General features: G+C 56.2%; 19 protein-coding genes. 13 read left to right on the top strand and 6 right to left on the bottom strand.

The features are described from left to right. Window positions 1-8 precede the first annotated feature (8 nt). From MHFGQ_RS12985 to MHFGQ_RS12975, 3 genes are read right to left on the bottom strand one after another with little or no spacing between them, the layout of a single operon-like run. The gene (locus tag MHFGQ_RS12985; protein WP_106004861.1) at window positions 9-1,148 is read right to left on the bottom strand and encodes an ABC transporter permease; all 1,140 of its coding nucleotides are present in this window, start codon (window positions 1,146-1,148) and stop codon (window positions 9-11) included. Next, a complete protein-coding gene (locus MHFGQ_RS12980) occupies window positions 1,141-1,848 on the bottom strand; it encodes an ATP-binding cassette domain-containing protein (RefSeq protein WP_106004862.1) in 708 nt (235 codons plus the stop codon). Before MHFGQ_RS12980 ends, MHFGQ_RS12985 begins: the two co-directional genes overlap by 8 nt. Further along, a complete protein-coding gene (locus tag MHFGQ_RS12975; RefSeq protein WP_106004863.1) occupies window positions 1,848-3,044 on the bottom strand; it encodes an HlyD family secretion protein in 1,197 nt (398 codons plus the stop codon). Before MHFGQ_RS12975 ends, MHFGQ_RS12980 begins: the two co-directional genes overlap by 1 nt. Window positions 3,045-3,366: 322 nt before the next feature. Between MHFGQ_RS12975 and MHFGQ_RS12970 the strand changes: the two genes are divergently transcribed. The 9 genes from MHFGQ_RS12970 (at window position 3,367) to MHFGQ_RS12930 (ending at window position 10,167) form a co-directional block, all read left to right on the top strand. Beyond that, window positions 3,367-4,368, top strand: a complete 1,002-nt coding sequence (locus tag MHFGQ_RS12970; protein WP_106004864.1) for an Rpn family recombination-promoting nuclease/putative transposase — start codon at window positions 3,367-3,369, stop codon at window positions 4,366-4,368. Window positions 4,369-4,525: 157 nt separating this feature from the next. Next, window positions 4,526-4,972 carry a MarR family winged helix-turn-helix transcriptional regulator gene (locus MHFGQ_RS12965; protein WP_106004865.1) on the top strand — a complete coding sequence of 149 codons (447 nt, stop codon included), beginning with the start codon at window positions 4,526-4,528 and terminating at the stop codon, window positions 4,970-4,972. Next, window positions 4,959-6,548, top strand: coding sequence for a DHA2 family efflux MFS transporter permease subunit (locus MHFGQ_RS12960; RefSeq protein WP_106004866.1), 1,590 nt, complete (start codon window positions 4,959-4,961; stop codon window positions 6,546-6,548). The genes MHFGQ_RS12965 and MHFGQ_RS12960 overlap by 14 nt, the downstream gene beginning before the upstream one ends. 23 nt (window positions 6,549-6,571) lie before the next feature. Next, complete coding sequence (locus MHFGQ_RS12955) at window positions 6,572-7,267, top strand: HlyD family secretion protein (RefSeq protein WP_106004867.1); 696 nt, start codon at window positions 6,572-6,574, stop codon at window positions 7,265-7,267. A 27-nt stretch (window positions 7,268-7,294) separates the two neighbouring features. Then, window positions 7,295-8,494: an efflux RND transporter periplasmic adaptor subunit gene (locus tag MHFGQ_RS12950; protein WP_106004868.1), complete on the top strand. Its 1,200-nt coding sequence runs from the start codon at window positions 7,295-7,297 to the stop codon at window positions 8,492-8,494. 66 nt (window positions 8,495-8,560) lie between these two features. Next, window positions 8,561-8,905 (top strand): nucleotidyltransferase family protein, encoded by a 345-nt coding sequence (locus tag MHFGQ_RS12945; RefSeq protein WP_106004869.1) that lies wholly within the window; start codon window positions 8,561-8,563, stop codon window positions 8,903-8,905. Continuing rightward, the gene (locus tag MHFGQ_RS12940; protein ID WP_106004870.1) at window positions 8,902-9,429 is read left to right on the top strand and encodes a hypothetical protein; all 528 of its coding nucleotides are present in this window, start codon (window positions 8,902-8,904) and stop codon (window positions 9,427-9,429) included. Before MHFGQ_RS12945 ends, MHFGQ_RS12940 begins: the two co-directional genes overlap by 4 nt. Before the next feature lie 32 nt (window positions 9,430-9,461). Then, window positions 9,462-9,767, top strand: coding sequence for a nucleotidyltransferase domain-containing protein (locus tag MHFGQ_RS12935; RefSeq protein WP_170066193.1), 306 nt, complete (start codon window positions 9,462-9,464; stop codon window positions 9,765-9,767). Continuing rightward, window positions 9,757-10,167: a HEPN domain-containing protein gene (locus MHFGQ_RS12930; protein WP_106004872.1), complete on the top strand. Its 411-nt coding sequence runs from the start codon at window positions 9,757-9,759 to the stop codon at window positions 10,165-10,167. Before MHFGQ_RS12935 ends, MHFGQ_RS12930 begins: the two co-directional genes overlap by 11 nt. A gap of 19 nt (window positions 10,168-10,186) precedes the next feature. On the opposite strand, the gene MHFGQ_RS12925 is transcribed toward MHFGQ_RS12930, so the two are convergent. Next, entirely contained in the window at window positions 10,187-11,626 is a 1,440-nt protein-coding gene (locus MHFGQ_RS12925) for an ATP-binding protein (RefSeq protein WP_106004873.1), read from the bottom strand. A 245-nt stretch (window positions 11,627-11,871) separates the two neighbouring features. On the opposite strand from MHFGQ_RS12925, the gene mntA (MHFGQ_RS12920) reads away from it, so the two are divergent. Genes mntA (MHFGQ_RS12920) through MHFGQ_RS12905 form a run of 4 tightly spaced genes read left to right on the top strand, consistent with a single transcriptional unit; the run spans window position 11,872 to window position 15,096 of the window. Continuing rightward, on the top strand, window positions 11,872-12,435 hold the full coding sequence (gene mntA / locus MHFGQ_RS12920; protein ID WP_106004874.1) for a type VII toxin-antitoxin system MntA family adenylyltransferase antitoxin: 564 nt from the start codon (window positions 11,872-11,874) through the stop codon (window positions 12,433-12,435). Continuing rightward, on the top strand, window positions 12,425-12,775 hold the full coding sequence (gene hepT, locus MHFGQ_RS12915; RefSeq protein WP_170066194.1) for a type VII toxin-antitoxin system HepT family RNase toxin: 351 nt from the start codon (window positions 12,425-12,427) through the stop codon (window positions 12,773-12,775). Before mntA (MHFGQ_RS12920) ends, hepT begins: the two co-directional genes overlap by 11 nt. A gap of 4 nt (window positions 12,776-12,779) precedes the next feature. Continuing rightward, entirely contained in the window at window positions 12,780-13,385 is a 606-nt protein-coding gene (gene mntA, locus MHFGQ_RS12910) for a type VII toxin-antitoxin system MntA family adenylyltransferase antitoxin (RefSeq protein ID WP_106004876.1), read from the top strand. 46 nt (window positions 13,386-13,431) lie between these two features. After that, window positions 13,432-15,096 carry an FAD-dependent oxidoreductase gene (locus tag MHFGQ_RS12905; RefSeq protein WP_211292859.1) on the top strand — a complete coding sequence of 555 codons (1,665 nt, stop codon included), beginning with the start codon at window positions 13,432-13,434 and terminating at the stop codon, window positions 15,094-15,096. Here the strand turns inward: MHFGQ_RS12905 and MHFGQ_RS12900 are convergent. Beyond that, window positions 15,026-15,484, bottom strand: a complete 459-nt coding sequence (locus MHFGQ_RS12900) for a HEPN domain-containing protein (RefSeq protein ID WP_106004878.1) — start codon at window positions 15,482-15,484, stop codon at window positions 15,026-15,028. The genes MHFGQ_RS12905 and MHFGQ_RS12900 overlap by 71 nt on opposite strands. Next, window positions 15,481-15,798 carry a nucleotidyltransferase domain-containing protein gene (locus MHFGQ_RS12895; RefSeq protein WP_106004879.1) on the bottom strand — a complete coding sequence of 106 codons (318 nt, stop codon included), beginning with the start codon at window positions 15,796-15,798 and terminating at the stop codon, window positions 15,481-15,483. Before MHFGQ_RS12895 ends, MHFGQ_RS12900 begins: the two co-directional genes overlap by 4 nt. Window positions 15,799-15,925 lie beyond the last annotated feature (127 nt).

The raw sequence follows: 15,925 nt of genomic DNA, 5'->3' as shown, positions 1-15,925 counted from the left end.
TTTTCCCCTTAACTCCGCGCGATAAAGACGGCCGCTGCGCCATAGCATACGGCGGCGACGGCCAGCATGGCTAGTATATAATGGGCCATCAAATTCCAGCCGGCGTTTTTGAAGGCAAAGTAGTTTATCCCCTGGAAGAACCACGTCTGGGGCAGTATCCAGGCAACCTTCTGCAGGTAAACCGGCATGGGTTCCAGGGGCCATGTATAGCCCGACAGCACAAAGGAAGGCAGGGCGATAATCATCCCGAACCTGGCGGCGTCGACGGCGTTGCGGGCGAAACTGGACGCCAGGGTGCCGATGCTGTGGATGGCTACGGCGAAGGCCAGGGTGAAGAGGAGAAGGGCCGGTAAGCTGCAGTTGAGGGGCAGCCTAAAGACGCCGAAGGCCAGGACATACACGGGCAAGACGACGGCCATAAAAATAAATATCTGGGCCATCGATTTGCTGGCGAATAATCTAAATTTGGAAATGCCGCAGGCCTTGATCTGCAGCCAGCTTTTCATGCCCCTTTCGCCGATGACGTTCAGGCACGCCGCCAGGGTGCAGCACTGCTGCCAGATGTTTAAAGCCAGGGCCAGCACCAGGAAGTAGGCGTAGTTGAGGGCCGGGTTGAACCATGCTTCCTCGCTGATGTCGATGGCCTGGTAGGCTTCTTTGGCTTGTTGCAATTGGACCCCCCGGGCCACCAGGGCGCTGACGCCGGCCTGGGCGCTGAGGGTGCGGGTGACGGTCAGCAAAGCCGCGGAGGCGTTGGTGGCATAGATCATGTTGCTCCCGTCGATAACTGCCAGCACCCGCGCCTGCCGGCCGAGGGCCAGATTCCTGCCGTAGTTTTCGGGGATGACGACGCCCACGACGGCTTTCCCCTGCTTGATTAACTCCTGCAGGTCGTCGTAACTCGTGACCGAGGCGACTAGCTTTAAATATTCCGCCTTGCCTATCTTGTCCACCAGCTCGCGGCTGGCGGCGGAGTTGTCCAGGTCGACGACCGCGGTGGGGATGTCTTTTAATACCTGGGCGCTGTAGACGGCGTAGAAGAGCAGCAGCCCCAATATAGAGCCGCAGAAAAGGATATAGCGCAAGCCCCTGTCGCGCCAGAGGTAAAACACCTCGCGCCGCATAATGGCCAGGCACTGTCTAAGCATCGCCGCCACCGCCCTGCCCGGTGATGGCCTGGAGCCGGGCGTTCCACCGCGTCAGGGCTTCAGCGGGCGGGTAGGAGGCGATTTTACCTTTCTCCAGCCAGCCTACCCGGTGGACGTGGTGCATAAACTCGGCGTTGCTGAAAGCCCAGATACAAGTCCCGCCCCCGGCAAGAAAGTTATTTAACTCTTGCAAGATAATGCGGCGCGAATCCAGGTCGATGGCGCCGAGGAGCTCGTCGGCGATGAGCAGTCGGGGGCTGTTGAGGAGGGCGCAGGCCAAGGCCAGGCGCTGGTACGGGCCCGCCTCCATGTGGCCTACGGGTTGATTTAACACTTCGCCCAGTTCCAGCCGCTCAATCAGCCGGTTGATATTATCCCGGCCGGCGTTTTTCAGCGCGGCGATAAAGTCGAGGTTTTCCGCCGCGTTCAGATCCTGGAAAAGGCTGCGCTCCTGGGTGACCAGTCCCAGGTATCTTTTAAACTTCTCGGTCCTGCGGATATCCATCCCGGCTATCTCTACTTTTCCGGAATTGAACCTGTCGATGCCGGCCAGGATGTGGAGGAGGGCCGTCTTGCCGCTGCCTTTCATGCCGAAGATGCCCAGGCATTCCCCGGCCCTTACTTCGATGTTCAGGCCGTCCAGGACGGTTTTTCGGCCGATTTTTTGCGTCAGGTCTTTAACGGCGACGATTGTCTCCATTACTGCCGCTCCCCTTCCAGGATCTTTACCCTGGCCGTCATACCGGTTTTTAAGATCAGATCCGGGTTGGGGACGTCAATTTTAACCTCGAAGCTGCGGATGTCATGGTCGTACTGATCATTAATCGCCTTTTTGACGGCAAACTCGCCGGCGTCGTTGATCCACACCACTTTGCCTTTAAAGGTTTTGCCCGGGAAGGCGTCTACCGTGATCTCCGCTTCCTGGCCGAGGCGGACGCGGCCGATCTTCTTTTCGCTTATGTAAACTTTGACGTAGGTATGGAGCAAATCGGTGATTTCAAAGACGGGCGTCCCGGCGTTGACCATTTCGCCCTGCTCGAGGTATTTCTGGGTGATGAAGCCGGTTATGGGGGCTTTTAAAACGGCGTCGGCCAGGTAGGCCTTTGCTTCCTCTAGCGCACCGCCGGCCTGCTTGGCCTGGCCGGTGGCGGCTTCTTGCTGGGCCTGGGCCACCGCCACGCCTGTCCGGGCCGAAATAGCCTGGTCGAGAAGGGCGCGGGCCTCCTGCAGCTTCTTTTGCGCTGCCTCGTAGGCGTTCCGGGCTCGCTCATAGCTGATCTGGGCTGCGTTGTAGGCGTTCTGGGCCCGCTCGTAGCCGATTCTGGCTTCTTCCAGTTTGCGGTCATCTATGGCCCCCTGGTCATGCAGGAGACGGAGGCGTTCGTAGAGGTCTTGGGCATTGTTTAGCTGATCTTTTGCATCTTTAACGCCTACCTCGGCTGCGTTTACCTGATCTTGAGCGTCCTTAACGCCCACCTCGGCTGCGGCGACGCCTGCCTCGGCCTGCTTGATCTTGGCTTCAATTTGCTGGCTCTGTAAGGTCACGTTATGGCTGGCCTGGTTAACCTGCCCCTGGGCGGCGGCATAGGCCCCTTCGGCCTGGGCCAGCTTGGCATTGAGCTCGCTGCTGTCCAGGCGGGCCAGCTCCTGGCCCTGCTCCACCCTGGCGCCCTCGTCGACGAGAATGGTTTCGATCCTGCCGGGTATTTTAAAGGCCGCCACGGCGGTCCTGGCTTCTATGGTCCCGGTGGCGATGAGGCTGTCGCGCTCTTCGGCGATTGCTACCTGCTGCTTATAAAAGTAGTTGTGAAAGATAAAGACGGCTGCGGCGACTATGCCTGCCAGCAGGAAGGTTACTGCCGTTTTTTTGAGTTTGATGCGGGTTAAAACGTCCACAGTGGTCACCCCTTTGTATTGCTTAAATGCTTGGGACTGCCGGAACATGGCTGTATACTAACTAGTTAGTTACTTATCTACTATTATCTATATAGCCTGACGTATGCGGTGTCAAACACGAAAAATACTGCCCTGGACCAACGATCTACCTTGTTTACCAATTCCTTCCCTCTAAAGGCTTGAAGCAGGGTTTTACAAATTTACAGCATCACGGGCAGGTAAGGTCTTCATTCACAGGTAAACCCTTGCTAGCCGGCTTTTTCCGGTGTAAACTTTAAGTAAAGATAAATGGGAACAGGAGTTACGGGAGCGGCTGAAGCAGATGCTGCATAATCATATCGACCACGACAGGTTATTTAAAGAACTGCTAGAAAACTTCTTCGCCGAGTTCATGCAGCTATTTATCCCGCTGGCCAGTAGGGTTATTGACTTTGAACACGTAAAATTTCTGCAACAGGAGGTCTTTACCGACGTAACCGCCGGGGAAAGACATATCGTTGATCTCCTGGTGGAAACACGACTTAGAGATGAGCCGGGCTTAATCTTGGTCCATATAGAACCGCAAAGCTACGTGCAACAAGACTTTAACGAAAGAATGTTTATTTATTTTAGCCGGCTTTATGAAAAGTACCGGCTTAAAATCTTGCCCATAGCCATATTCAGCTACGACCAGATACGGGACGAACCGGATAATTTTACCGTAGATTTTTCTTTTTTGGAAGTGCTAAAGTTCCGTTTCTACAAGCTGGAACTAAAAAAGCTTTACTGGCGGGATTATATTAACAGTGATAATCCAGTAGCGGCTGCCCTGTTAAGCAAGATGGGCTTTAAGCCGGAAGAAAGAGTAAAAGTAAAGGTAGAATTCATGCGGATGCTTACGCGCCTTCAAATCGACCCTGCCCGCATGGAATTGCTGGGCGGTTTTTTTGAGAGCTACTTAAAACTAAATCAGAAAGAAGAAGAGGAATTTTATCGGGAATTGGATAAGATTGACAGGGAGGAGGCCGATAAGATCATGCAGATTACTACTAGCTGGCACGAAAAAGGCAGGATGGAAGGCAGGATGGAAGGCAGGATGGAAGGTAGGATGGAAGGCAGGATGGAAGGCAGGATGGAAGGCAGGGTTGAAAAGGCCCGGGAAGTGATTAGCAAGTTTTTGTCCCGCAGGTTCGGCGACGAAACAGGCGACCTGCAACAAAAAGTGCAGGAAGAGAACAGGCTGGAAGTTCTGGACCGGGTCCTGGAAGAACTTTTCGCGGTTAATACCCTGGAAGAGGCCAGGGCGATTATCCTGAAAAACCTATCTTCCAAGGCGCTACAATAAAAGCTGTATAGTTCAAAAACGTCTCTTCAACAAACCTAAAATGGGAAGAAGCCTTTATCAAAATTTGTAACGGTTGACAGGGCACCAAGAAGGTGCTATTATTTTTACCGTCATTGTTTCGATCTCGTAATATTCGGGTTCAAAGCGGGTGGTGGGAATGGAGGAAATCCAGCTTCTGGAGCTTTTCAGCCAGGTGCACCGGCGGTTGGTGCGCCGCCTGGCGCCCCTTTTCCAGGCGGAAGGGCTTTCCGGGACGGAAATCCTGGTCCTCTGGAAGGTGCGGAAAAGGGGTTCATTGCGGGTGACGGAGGTGGCCGGGCTTACGGGGATCCCGCCCAGCACCTTCACCGGCATCCTCGACCGCTTGGCGGCCAGGGGGCTCTTGGAGCGGCTGCCGGATCCGGGGGACCGACGCGGCACCCTGGTGCGGGGCACTCCCGCCCTGGCCGGGATGATGGATCGGTTGGCGGCGGCCCTGGAAGGCGAGTTGAGGCGCATCTTTGATCACCTGCCGGATGAAATCAGGCGGCGGCTGGTAGCCGATCTGGAAACCCTCAACAAATACCTGGAAAGGGAAGAAGGTGAATGCCATGGCCGGGCGTGAGCGAGGTGAAGCCGCTAAAGGCGCAAGCCGCCCGGGGGATGGCGGCGGCAGACAGGGGTCCTGGGTCATACCCGTCCTGGTGGCCCTCATCGGTGCTTTCATGTCCATCCTGGACTCCAGCATCGTCAACGTGGCCATCCCGACGATTATGCATGTTTTCAACACCGATACCAGCACGGTGGAGTGGGTGGTCACCATTTACATGCTGGCCCTGGGGGTCGTCGTCCCCTTAAGCGGCTGGCTGGGTGACAAGCTGGGTTTTAAAAGATTGTACATCCTCGCCCTGGCGCTTTTTACCTTCGGTTCGCTCCTGTGCACGCTAAGCTGGAACGTCGATTCCCTCATTGCGGCCCGGGTGGTCCAGGCCCTGGGCGGCGGCTTGATTATGCCCACCACCATGGCCATGGTTTACCGCATGGTGCCCCAGGAAAGGATCGGCAGCGCCATGGGCGTGCTGGGGATCGCCCTCTTCGTGGCCCCGGCCATCGGGCCGACCCTGGGGGGCTACCTGGTGGAATACGTTGACTGGCGCTGGATCTTTACCATCAACCTGCCCATCGGCGTGCTGGGGGTGCTCCTTTCCCTGGTGTACCTGCCCGATTTTCCCCCGGCCGGGGCGGGCAGCCTGGATATCGGCGGCGCCGTAACCGCAGCGGTCGGCCTTTTCACCCTCCTCCTGGCCCTGAGCAAAGGAGCGGACTGGGGCTGGACTTCGGAAGCCATCGTCCTCCTATTTTATACCAGCGCCGTTTCCCTGGGACTTTTCGTCTACCTGGAGCTTACCTGTCCCAACCCCTTGTTGGAGCTGCGGGTGTTCCGCTATCCGGCCTTCACCCTGGCCAATCTCATGGTGGTGGCGACCACCATCGGCCTGTTCGGGGGCATCTTTTACATTCCCCTTTTTCTCCAGACCGTCCGCGGCCTGGGGGCCATGGAGACGGGCATGCTCTCCATGCCCGGCGCCCTGGCCTCGGCGCTGATGATGCCGGTGACCGGCCGCCTCTACGATCGTATCGGCCCCCGCCTGATGGCCGTTGCCGGGCTATTGGTGGCGGCCCTGACGACCTACCAGTTCCATAACCTGGACGTCATAACTCCCGACCGGGTGCTCGTCACCTGGATGGTCCTGCGCAGCATCAGCATATCCTTTGCCTCCATGCCCGCCCAGACGGCGGCCCTGGCCGGTCTACCGCCGGAGCTGGTGGGCCGGGCTTCAGCCATGACCAACATCATCAACCGGGTGTCGGGATCCTTTGGGATAGCCATCCTGACCTCGATTTTGAACCACCGCACGGCCCTGCATTCCATGCAACTGGCCGGCCAGGTTACGGCAGACAACCCGGCCGTCGTGGACTTTTTCCAGCGCGCCGGCGTTTATCTGGGGGGAGGGGCGGCGGAGCAGGTTAAAAGCCTGGCCACCACCTACCTTGCGGCCAAGGTGTCCCAGGCGGCCTTCGTGCGGGGTATAGACGACCTGTTCATCATCATGACGACCTTCACCCTGGTCGGCGTCCTTCCGGCCTTTTTCCTGCGCAAAGGGTCCGGCGGCCGGCCGGGAATTGGGGTTAGCGAGTAAAGAAAGCGGGGAGTGAGCGGCAGTTGTCTAGGAAGCTGATAATCCTCCTGGTGCTGGTCCTGGCCCTGGCCGGCGCCGGTGCCATCGCCTTTTACTACTACTATGAAAACGTCAACTATGCCAGCACCGACGACGCCCGGGTGGCGGCGGACACGGTGACGGTCACCCCGGAAATAGCGGGGAAGCTCCTGGAATGGCGCGTCAAGGAAGGGGATGAAGTAAAGGCCGGCCAGGTCCTGGGCCGGCTGGACCTCGAAGCCGCCCTGACCTCCGGGGCCGTCAATCCCCAGGTTCTGGGGGCTACCGGCGGCGTTATGGCCGGCAAGGCGGAAATCCAGGCGCCGATAAACGGCCAGGTGCTGCAGTCCAAAGCGGTGGTGGGCCAGATGGCGGCGCCGGGCACGGCCCTGGCCGTCATCGCCGACACCGGCAACCTTTACATCAGCGCCAATATAAAGGAAACGGTCATCGCCAAGGTCAAGGTCGGGCAGGCGGTGGACGTGCGCATCGACGCCTACCCTGGCCGGGTTTTCAGCGGCCGGGTGACCTCCGTGGGCCGGGCGACGACGTCGGTGTTTTCCCTGCTGCCGGCCCAGAACGCCGGCGGTAACTACACCAAGGTCACCCAGGTCATACCGGTGAAAATCCAGCTCGTCGACGCCGCCGATGCCCAGTTGATGCCGGGGATGAACGCTTCAGTACGGATTCATATTAGATAAAGAAACTATCGCGGAGGGGAACGAGCCATGCGAGTTTGGGGGAAGAGGGCGTGGGCCCTTTTGCTCGTCTTGTTCCTGGTAGTTGGCGCCGCGGGATGCGGTGCCGGGCCCGGGGACGGCGGGCAGGTGAGCGTGAAAACCGCTACCGCCGCTAAAGGGAAGCTGGAGGCGACGCAGACGATAAGCGGCGCCCTGGCGCCGGCGCGGGTGGCCAATGTGGTAAGCAAGCTGGCCGGTCAGGTCCTGGCCGTGAAGGCCGACGTCGGCGACCGGGTGCAGGCCGGTCAGGTCCTGGTGGAGATCGACACTAAAGAGCTCCAGGCCCAGTTGCAGCAGGCCGAGGCCGCCGTCGACAGCGTCCGGGAACAGGCGGAACAGGCACGCCTGAGCATGGAAGCGGCGCAAGTTGCCGTGGCCAACGCCAAAGTGGCCCTGGACGCTGCCCAGAAGTACTACGACCGCATTAAGGCCCTGGTCGACGCCGGTGCGGCATCCCAGAGCCAACTGGACGACGCCCAGACCAAGCTGGACCAGGCCAAAAACGGCTATGCGGCCGCCGGCAAGCAGTACGAAGTGGCCAAAAAGCAGTATGAAACGGCTTCGGGTTCCGGTCTGGCCCAGGCCGAAGCGGCGGTCAATACCATTAAAGTTAATATGAGCAATGCGGTGATTACAAGTCCCATCACCGGCGTGGTCACCAACCGCAACATCAATCCCGGGGAAATGGCGGCTCCCACCAGCCCCCAGCCCCTGCTGATCATCGCCGACACCGCGACCTTGAAACTCGAGGGTACCGTCGGCCAGGAGGCCGTTCCGCTGCTGGCGGTCGGGCAGAAGGTGACGGTCACCCTGGATGCCCTGCCGGGACGGGAGTTTACCGGTACGGTGACCCAGGTGGGGCCAGTGGCGGCGGCCACGGGCCAGCGCTTCCCGGTGGAGGTGAGCCTGGCCAATCCGGGCGAACTGAAGGCCGGCATGACGGCCCGCGCCGTGTTTAAGCTGACGGCGCCGGAGGGCGTCGTCGTCCCGCTTGCGGCCGTGCGGACGGAAGGCGGCAGTGATTATGTTTTCGTAGTGAAGGACGGCAGGGTGGAGCGGCGGCCGGTAACCCTGGGCCTGAAAAACGAGGAACAGGTGATGGTCCTCAAAGGCCTGGAGGCCGGCGAGCAGGTGGCCGTCACCAACGTGGGCGTGCTCCAGGACGGCATGGCCGTGAAGGTGGAATGACGCTCCCCGTCGGGATTGACGGTACAATGGGCTGATGATAAGATGTAAAATAAAGGAATGTTTACAATGCCAGGAGATTTTACCCGGTTAAAGCGGCTTCTTGACAAGAAACGCGAAGAAGAGCTGGATAAGCGCCGGGCCCTGGCCTGGCAGAAGGCTCGGCAGGTGGCTTCCCTTTTACGGGAGACTTACGGGGTACGGGAAGTCATCCTTTACGGCTCCCTGGCCCGGGGCGATTTTCGGGAAGGGTCCGACATTGATCTTTATGTCAAGGGTTTTACAGGACCCTACTGGCAGATGCTGGCCCGGGCTGAGCGTCTTGCCACGCCCTTTGAAATCAGCATTGTCTGCGAAGAAGACGCCCTGCCGTCTTTACGGGAAGAAGTCGCCCGGGAAGGGGTGGAACTTTGATCCCTGAAAAATACCTTTTGCTGGAAGTACGTATTCGTAAAGAAGTTTCCAACCTGGAAAGGCTGGAAAGGGAGCTGGCGCGGTACAATTTATTTCCCAGGATTCAGGCAGATTCCTTAGGGGGTTTCGGCCTTGCCGATGAAGCTTCCTTACGAATTATAGGTTCCATCCTGCACGATTACTATACGGCCATAGAAAAGATTTTTAGGATTATAGCGCGGGATATCGACTGTTCCGTCCCTACCGGCGAACAATGGCATAAAGAGTTGCTGGATCAAATGACCCTGGAGGTGCCGGGCCTGCGCCCGGCGTTGCTGGACAAGGAAACGGCCCGGAAATTGGATGAACTCCGGGCCTTCAGACACGTTTTCCGTAACATTTATGGTTTTAGCCTGGACCCGGATAAAATCCACCAGCTCCTGGAGGGATTGCCGGAGCTGGCTTCAGGTTTTAAAAAGGACCTTTACCTTTTCAACCTGAAAATGCGCCGTTTTCTCGGTCTGGACGACAGTGGCGAAAGGTAAAGGAGAAAATTTAAACTAAGGGGGAAATTGTTTTGGAAGAAATTCTCAAAGATGTAATAGACAAAATAGTAAAAACCGCAAATCCTGATAAGATAATCCTTTTTGGGTCAAGGAGTAAAGAGAAAGCTGGATTTGACAGTGATTATGATCTCCTGGTGCTGAAGCGCGGAATAAATAATCGCCGTGCCTTAGCTCAACTTCTGTATAAAAACCTGGTTAACGTTCCTGCGGCTGTAGATATAATTGTAGAGACGCCGGAAAAAATAGAAAAATACCAGACATTACACGGGTTGGTTTATGCTGAGGCTGCCAAAGGGCTGGTAGTTTATGAGCGATGAATTATGGCGGCTTTGGTTGAAAAGAGCAAAAAGTAATCTCGCGAGGGCAAAACTCGGCAGGCAAACACCTGATATACTATACGAGGATCTTTGTTTTGACGCCCAGCAGGCTGCCGAAAAGGCCCTTAAAGGTGTTATGGCATATTTGGGCATTAATATCCCCAGAACCCATTCTATTGGGTACCTCTTAAAGTTATTAGAAGATTCAGGGCGAATTGGAGTTGATGAAAATCTCAAGGAAGCCGCTATTCTAACCGATTACGCAGTTACAACTCGCTATCCGGGTGACTGGGATCCCATAGATGAAGTTGAATATAAATGGGCCGTATATCTTGCTGAAAAGGTTTACCGATGGGCGATATCACTCATCAAAGAAAAAACCATGCTCGAAAAAAAATAGAAATTCGCCCGGAGAGGTGTTATTCCAGCTCTCCCCGGAGATAGTCGACGAACTGCCGGGCGGTGCGGCCGGAGGTGCCATTTTGGTAGAGGGCCCACTGCAGGGCGCGGCGGCGCAGCTCGGCCGGTTCTATTTCCAGACCTTCTTTCCGGGCAAGCTCTTCTACAATGTTCAGGTACTGCTCCTGGTCCGGACTTAAAAAAATGACAGTCATACCGAAGCGCTCCGCCAGGGAGAGCTTTTCCTGGACGGTGTCCTGGAGGCGCACCTCGCGGTCGGCGGCGGGGGCCCGGTCGGAAAGGAATTCCTTCACCAGGTGGCGGCGGTTGGAGGTGGCGTAGACCAGGACGTTGGCCGGCCGTACCTGCAGGCTTCCTTCCAGCAAATACTTAAGTTCCTTATATTCCGCCTCGCCCTCCTCAAAGGAAAGGTCGTCGATGAAGATGATGAACTTCTGCGGCCGGGGGGCGAGGATTTTTAGTATTTCCTGGTAGTCCCCCAAGAACTTTTTAGGCAGTTCTATCAGCCTCAGCCCCTGGGCGCCGTAGGCGTGCAGCAGGGCCTTGACCGTCGAGGATTTGCCCGTGCCCCGGGCGCCGTAGAGGAGGATGTTGACGGCGGGCAGGCCTTTCAGGAACTTTTCGGTGTTGCGGATTATTTCGCCCCGCTCGGCTTCATAGCCCACCAGGTCGGAGAGCTGGATGGGATCGGGCCGGTCGATGCCCACAAGCCTCCCGCCTGCCGGACCGCCTTCCCAGCGAAAGGCCCAGTACATGCCCAAGATTCCCGTGCCCCAGGTGCGGTGGTAGTCGGCCAGGAGCTTGATACCTTCCCGCCCCCAGTCGGCGGCGGCCAGGAGCTTTTCTTTGATTTCCTTCCGGACGGCCTGGGGTGGTTGAAGGGGCTGAAGTGGGTCGAGGGGCTTAAGCTTTGTCCAGTCGGGAACGGAAAGTTGGTCGCTGGGGAAGACCGTAGCGCCGTTGGCATCATAGGTAGTCGCTGTAGAGGAGGCCAAGCGGGCCAGTGCCGCGTTGTAAGCGGCGGAACCCATTCCGGCCAGGGCTTGAAGATGGCGCAGGTCCTGGCCTACCGCGTCTTTAAGAGCATCGCTAAAGAATTCCCACTTAATCTGCCCGGCCTTCAGGGTGAAGGTATTTTCCGCCAGGATGATGCGGTCGAGGAGGTAGTTCTGCCAGGGATCGCCGGTAAAAGGGCCCTGATAAAGCTCGGTGTAATCTGCCAGCAGCCGGAAGAAACGGCGGCAGGCGGCGGCAAGCGCTTCGGCACTGTTGCTGTCGGCGGGGGGATAGGCTATACAGGCGGCCCGGGTATCCCTTTCGCCCAGGAGCCGGCAAATTTCTAAAAAAGCGGCGACGACGGGATCGTCTTTTAGATCGTTATAGATGATAAGGTCGCTGTTCTGGCGGTAGATGCTTTGAAATGTGGCGTGTGCATGCATTGTCGAGAAGACCACCTCACAGTTGAACGCCTCGTGATATATAAAAATTACACTACATTTCCTGTCTTAAGGCAAGGCTTTTTTACCGGGTGCGCCGGGAATTTCCTTCCGGCAGGGAGGGCTCGGACCGCCTTGCTTACATGAACCGTCACGGGGACGTGAATTCTGGTATTCGCCGGCAGGCACGGTCTTTTATTGCTTAAAATGGTTATATACGGTAGAATTAAGGGCAAGGTGATATGAAGATGCGGAAAATTAAAGTCCTAAAAGAGCCAGAGGGGTTGACACCGGAGAAAATCGCTGCGATTAAAGATAAACTAGCGGAAATTTTAGCTTCCACGCATGTTTTACTGGTCTACCTTTTTGGCTCAGCAGCCCGAAATTTAATGACGGGACGACAGGGCAAACTTAGCGACGTCGATTTGGCCGTCCTGCTGGCTAATGAAGGACGAGTGGATGATTTATCGGAGACGATTCTTAACCTGATGGAGATTTTTTGCAGGGTTTTTGGGCGTGAAGATATAGATTTGACAATTCTTAATACCTCCTCTCCCGTTATAAAAAATCGTGTTCTACGTGAAGGTATGCTTTTATATGCCAGGGACCGGCAGACAAAGATCGATTTTGAAACCGTGTCCAGACGTGAATACCTGGATACCCAGCCTTTGCGGGCCTTTTACCGGCGCCAGTTTATCGATAAAATCAAGAAAGGGGAAGCCGGCCGTGGATTTAGAGCGGGTCTTGAGGCGCCTCAAGAAGCTCGAAGAATACGTGAATTTCTTAAAGGAATATCAAAAGGTGAACCTTGATGAGTTCTTGAGTAACCATCAAATCTATTCCACGGTCGAAAGGGACATGGAGCTGGCGATTACCTGCATCATGGATATAGGTAATCACATTATCAGCGCTATGGATTTACCGGAACCGGAGACCTATGCCGACATCCCTTTGATCCTTGGTAACGAAGGGATTATCCCTAAAGATCTGGCCCGGAAGCTCGTCGGAGCGGTACGTTTTCGCAACATCCTGGCCCATGAATATATGGATATTGACCGCCGCCTGGTGTATAAACACTTACAAACCGGCCTGGACGACCTGGTGGAATTTATTTATGGCATTGGTAAATTTTTAGGGATACAGGGGTTATAGAAAGATGAAATATTTGCCGGCCGAAGCGCGTTTGGATAAAGCAATAGCTAATGCCATCATCGAGTATCTAAATCAATGCCGGGATGTGGTGGCGGCGTACCTTTTTGGTTCCTGTGCCCGGGGTACCGGCAGGGAGCGCAGCGACATCGACGTGGCCGTTTTATTTGCCGGTAGTGAAGGTAAATTGCATCGTTTTGACCGCCGGCTGGAAATAATTATGGACCTGGAAAGGGTTACGGGGAAAAAGGTGGACGTCATTGACATTCAGGCGGCGCCTTTACTGCTGCAGCATCAGATAATAAAGGACGGGATTTTACTGGTCGATAAAGATCCCCGCTACCGGGTGGGATTTGAAGTTTGGTCCAGGCGCACTTATTTTGACCTGCAACCTCTTCTGGAGAGGCGTAATAAAAAATTTATCGCTAAGGTCCTGGAGCGTGGTATGATGGTTGATATGGAAGTTATAAGGCACCGCCTGGCTTTGTTAAGTGAGTATATAGCTGACCTTGAAGCAGAAAAGGACGTCGGCTTAAAAGAGTTCCTGGCAGACAAACGGCTGCGACGCTACATTGAACGGACTTTGCACCTGGCTGTAGGCGACTGGGAATAAGCTGATGCTTAAACGGTTGTTGTTACTTTTGGCGGCGTTATTTTTTATGTTAACTTTAACGGGCGGCGGGATCCGGCCGGAGGGCTGGCCCCTGGCGGCGCCATTGGTGCGGGCGGATATCGTCGTTTACGGCGGCGGCCTGGCCGGCTGCGCGGCGGCCTGGAAGGCGGCAGCCACGGCGCCGGACAGGTCGGTAGCCTTGGTGGTCCCCTACCCCGAGCACCAGTACGGCGGCCTGGCCACGATCGGCGGCCAGAACTTCTGGGACGTACGCTACTGGGCTGGGGACGGGAGGCTGGTCCAGGGAGGGTCTTTTGCCCACTGGTTTAATGCCGTGGGACCCTTTTACCGGCCGGCAGATCTGGCGGCGAGGATAGCCGCCGACCTGGGCGGGCTGGCAAATCTTGAGACATACTGGGCGATGGATATTACTGCCGTCCGGAAGGACAGGCGCGGGCGGCTTAAGGGGATTGCCCTGCGGGGCCTGCAGCGGGATGCCGCCGGGACGGTAATCTGGGGTGAAGAGAGCCTAATACTAACCGCGTCCATCTTTGTCGACGCTTCGGAAGACGGCAGGCTGAGCCGCCTGAGCCGGGCCGGGGTGACGGTTGGCCGGACGGACTGGCCGGCTGAATTCCTGGTCGGGGACTTTGTTCGCCTTGAGGGTAGAATTGAGCTCTGCCCGCGCCAGCAGGCGGCCACCCTCATGTTCAAGGTGCGCAGGGTGCAGCCCGACCGTTACCGGGATATGATTTTTCGCCAGGAGCGAGGTGTATGGGCGGCCTACGGCGGCAGAGAAGTTTACATAAATGATCCGGTAGTCACCGCCTTTAACGACCGCTACGGCCCGGCGGGCTTCGCGTTAAAGCCCTTAAACGCCGTTCAGGACGGGGCGGGCAGTTCCGATTGGTGGGTCAATGCCCTCCTCATCTTTAACGTTGACGGACGGGCGAATGGCCGCGACCGGAGGCACGATGCTTATCCGAGGGATATGGCGCCCGGAGCCCTGGATACGGACACGGCCTGGAGAAAAGCGCGGGAGATGCTGCTAAATCCTGATTTTATTCGGGCCCTGCGCCGCTTTGACGGTTTCCAAAATGCGGAGTTGGTGCTGGATGCCGGGGGTGGACCGGTTACCGGCGGGATGCTCTATCTGCGGGAAACGGTACATACGGTGGTGGATCCCCGGGAAGCGGGACCGGGGACGGAGGACAGCAACTACGCCATGACCGCGGCGGCCACTCATGGGGCAGGGTCTGGCCCGACAGAGGGCAATGATCTCGGGAATTATGTAAACCGTATCGGCCTGGGCTTTTACTGGCAGGATATCAACGCTTATCGCTTTGAAGACCTGAAGGGTGCGGACGGCCGCTACCGCTGGCCGGTGACGCCTTTCTTGCGGCCTGATTATCCCTGGACCACGCCGGGACCTGGCGGGTGGCCGCAGAACCCGGTCTATATCCCCTTTAACACCCTCCTTAGCCGCCCGGTGCCCAATTTGCTCATCCCCGGCTATGCGGCCAGCATTTCCTCCCTGGCCTGGGCTGAGCTGCGGGTCCTACCGAATCAGTGCGTCTTGGGGGATGCCGCCGGCGTGGCGGCGGCCTACGCCGTGACGAAAGGTCGCGAGCCCGGTACCTTCACCGATGCCGACGTGGCGGCCGTCCGGGAGATTCTGGTACACCGCTTTGGCGCCCGGGTGGATAAGTAAGGTAGTCTTGAACGGCCTGGATAAACTTTTCCGCTTCTCTTAGGAGCTCGAGGGCGTCTTCAACTGTTACAGGCGTAATTTCACCATAATCCCCTTGTTGCCGGATTTCAAAAGCGCGATGGAGCGCTTTGCTAAATTCCTTTTGGAATATCCCTGTCTTGACGAAATAGCGATCAAAGAGGGCGATAACCCCGCTATGTTTGCTTGAGCCTTGGTCGATAGTGACTAGAAGAGCGAGGGTCGCATAAAACATGGCATAATAAGTACGATTGACTATACTACGCGGGCTGCCCTGGGTTGCCAGCAATTTTTGTGCGTCGGCCAGCACTTCACACGCCTCATTTAACCTGTAATTAATCAAAGTGCGTTTGCGGTTATCTTCTTTCATACCTTAATCCCTTCGTTTTTTATAGATCGATACAATGTTGAAATTGAAAAAGGCCCGTTAAGAACTTCGCTTCGCTCAACTGCCAGAGGCACTATAACGATATCGTTTTCAAATCCAACTTCCCAGACGATATCGCTGATTAAACGTCTTTCTTCCCGTGAAAGAGGCCCCGTCTCTAAATAAAGATCAAGATCCGAGTCGGGAGTGGCTTGACCACGTGCTCGAGAGCCAAATAAACGTACTTCGTAAAGGGGGATCTTTTCTGCAAGACGCTTTTTTATTTTTCTGGCAATAGCCAGGTCCCTGGCGTTCATTATCTATACTCCTTCCTCATTTATTTGTTTATCATATTAACAGTTATTGGGAAAAAGATCAATGCAAAGTGAGCAGGAAAAGCGTATACACTACCGAACAATCAACCTCAACAAGCATTGAAAAGGC

Source organism: Moorella humiferrea (genome assembly GCF_039233145.1).
In the GTDB taxonomy this organism is placed as follows: domain Bacteria; phylum Bacillota; class DSM-521; order Neomoorellales; family Neomoorellaceae; genus Neomoorella; species Neomoorella humiferrea.
The sequence above is the reverse complement of the archived record's forward strand: the minus strand, read 5'-3'. Positions and strand labels throughout refer to the sequence as shown.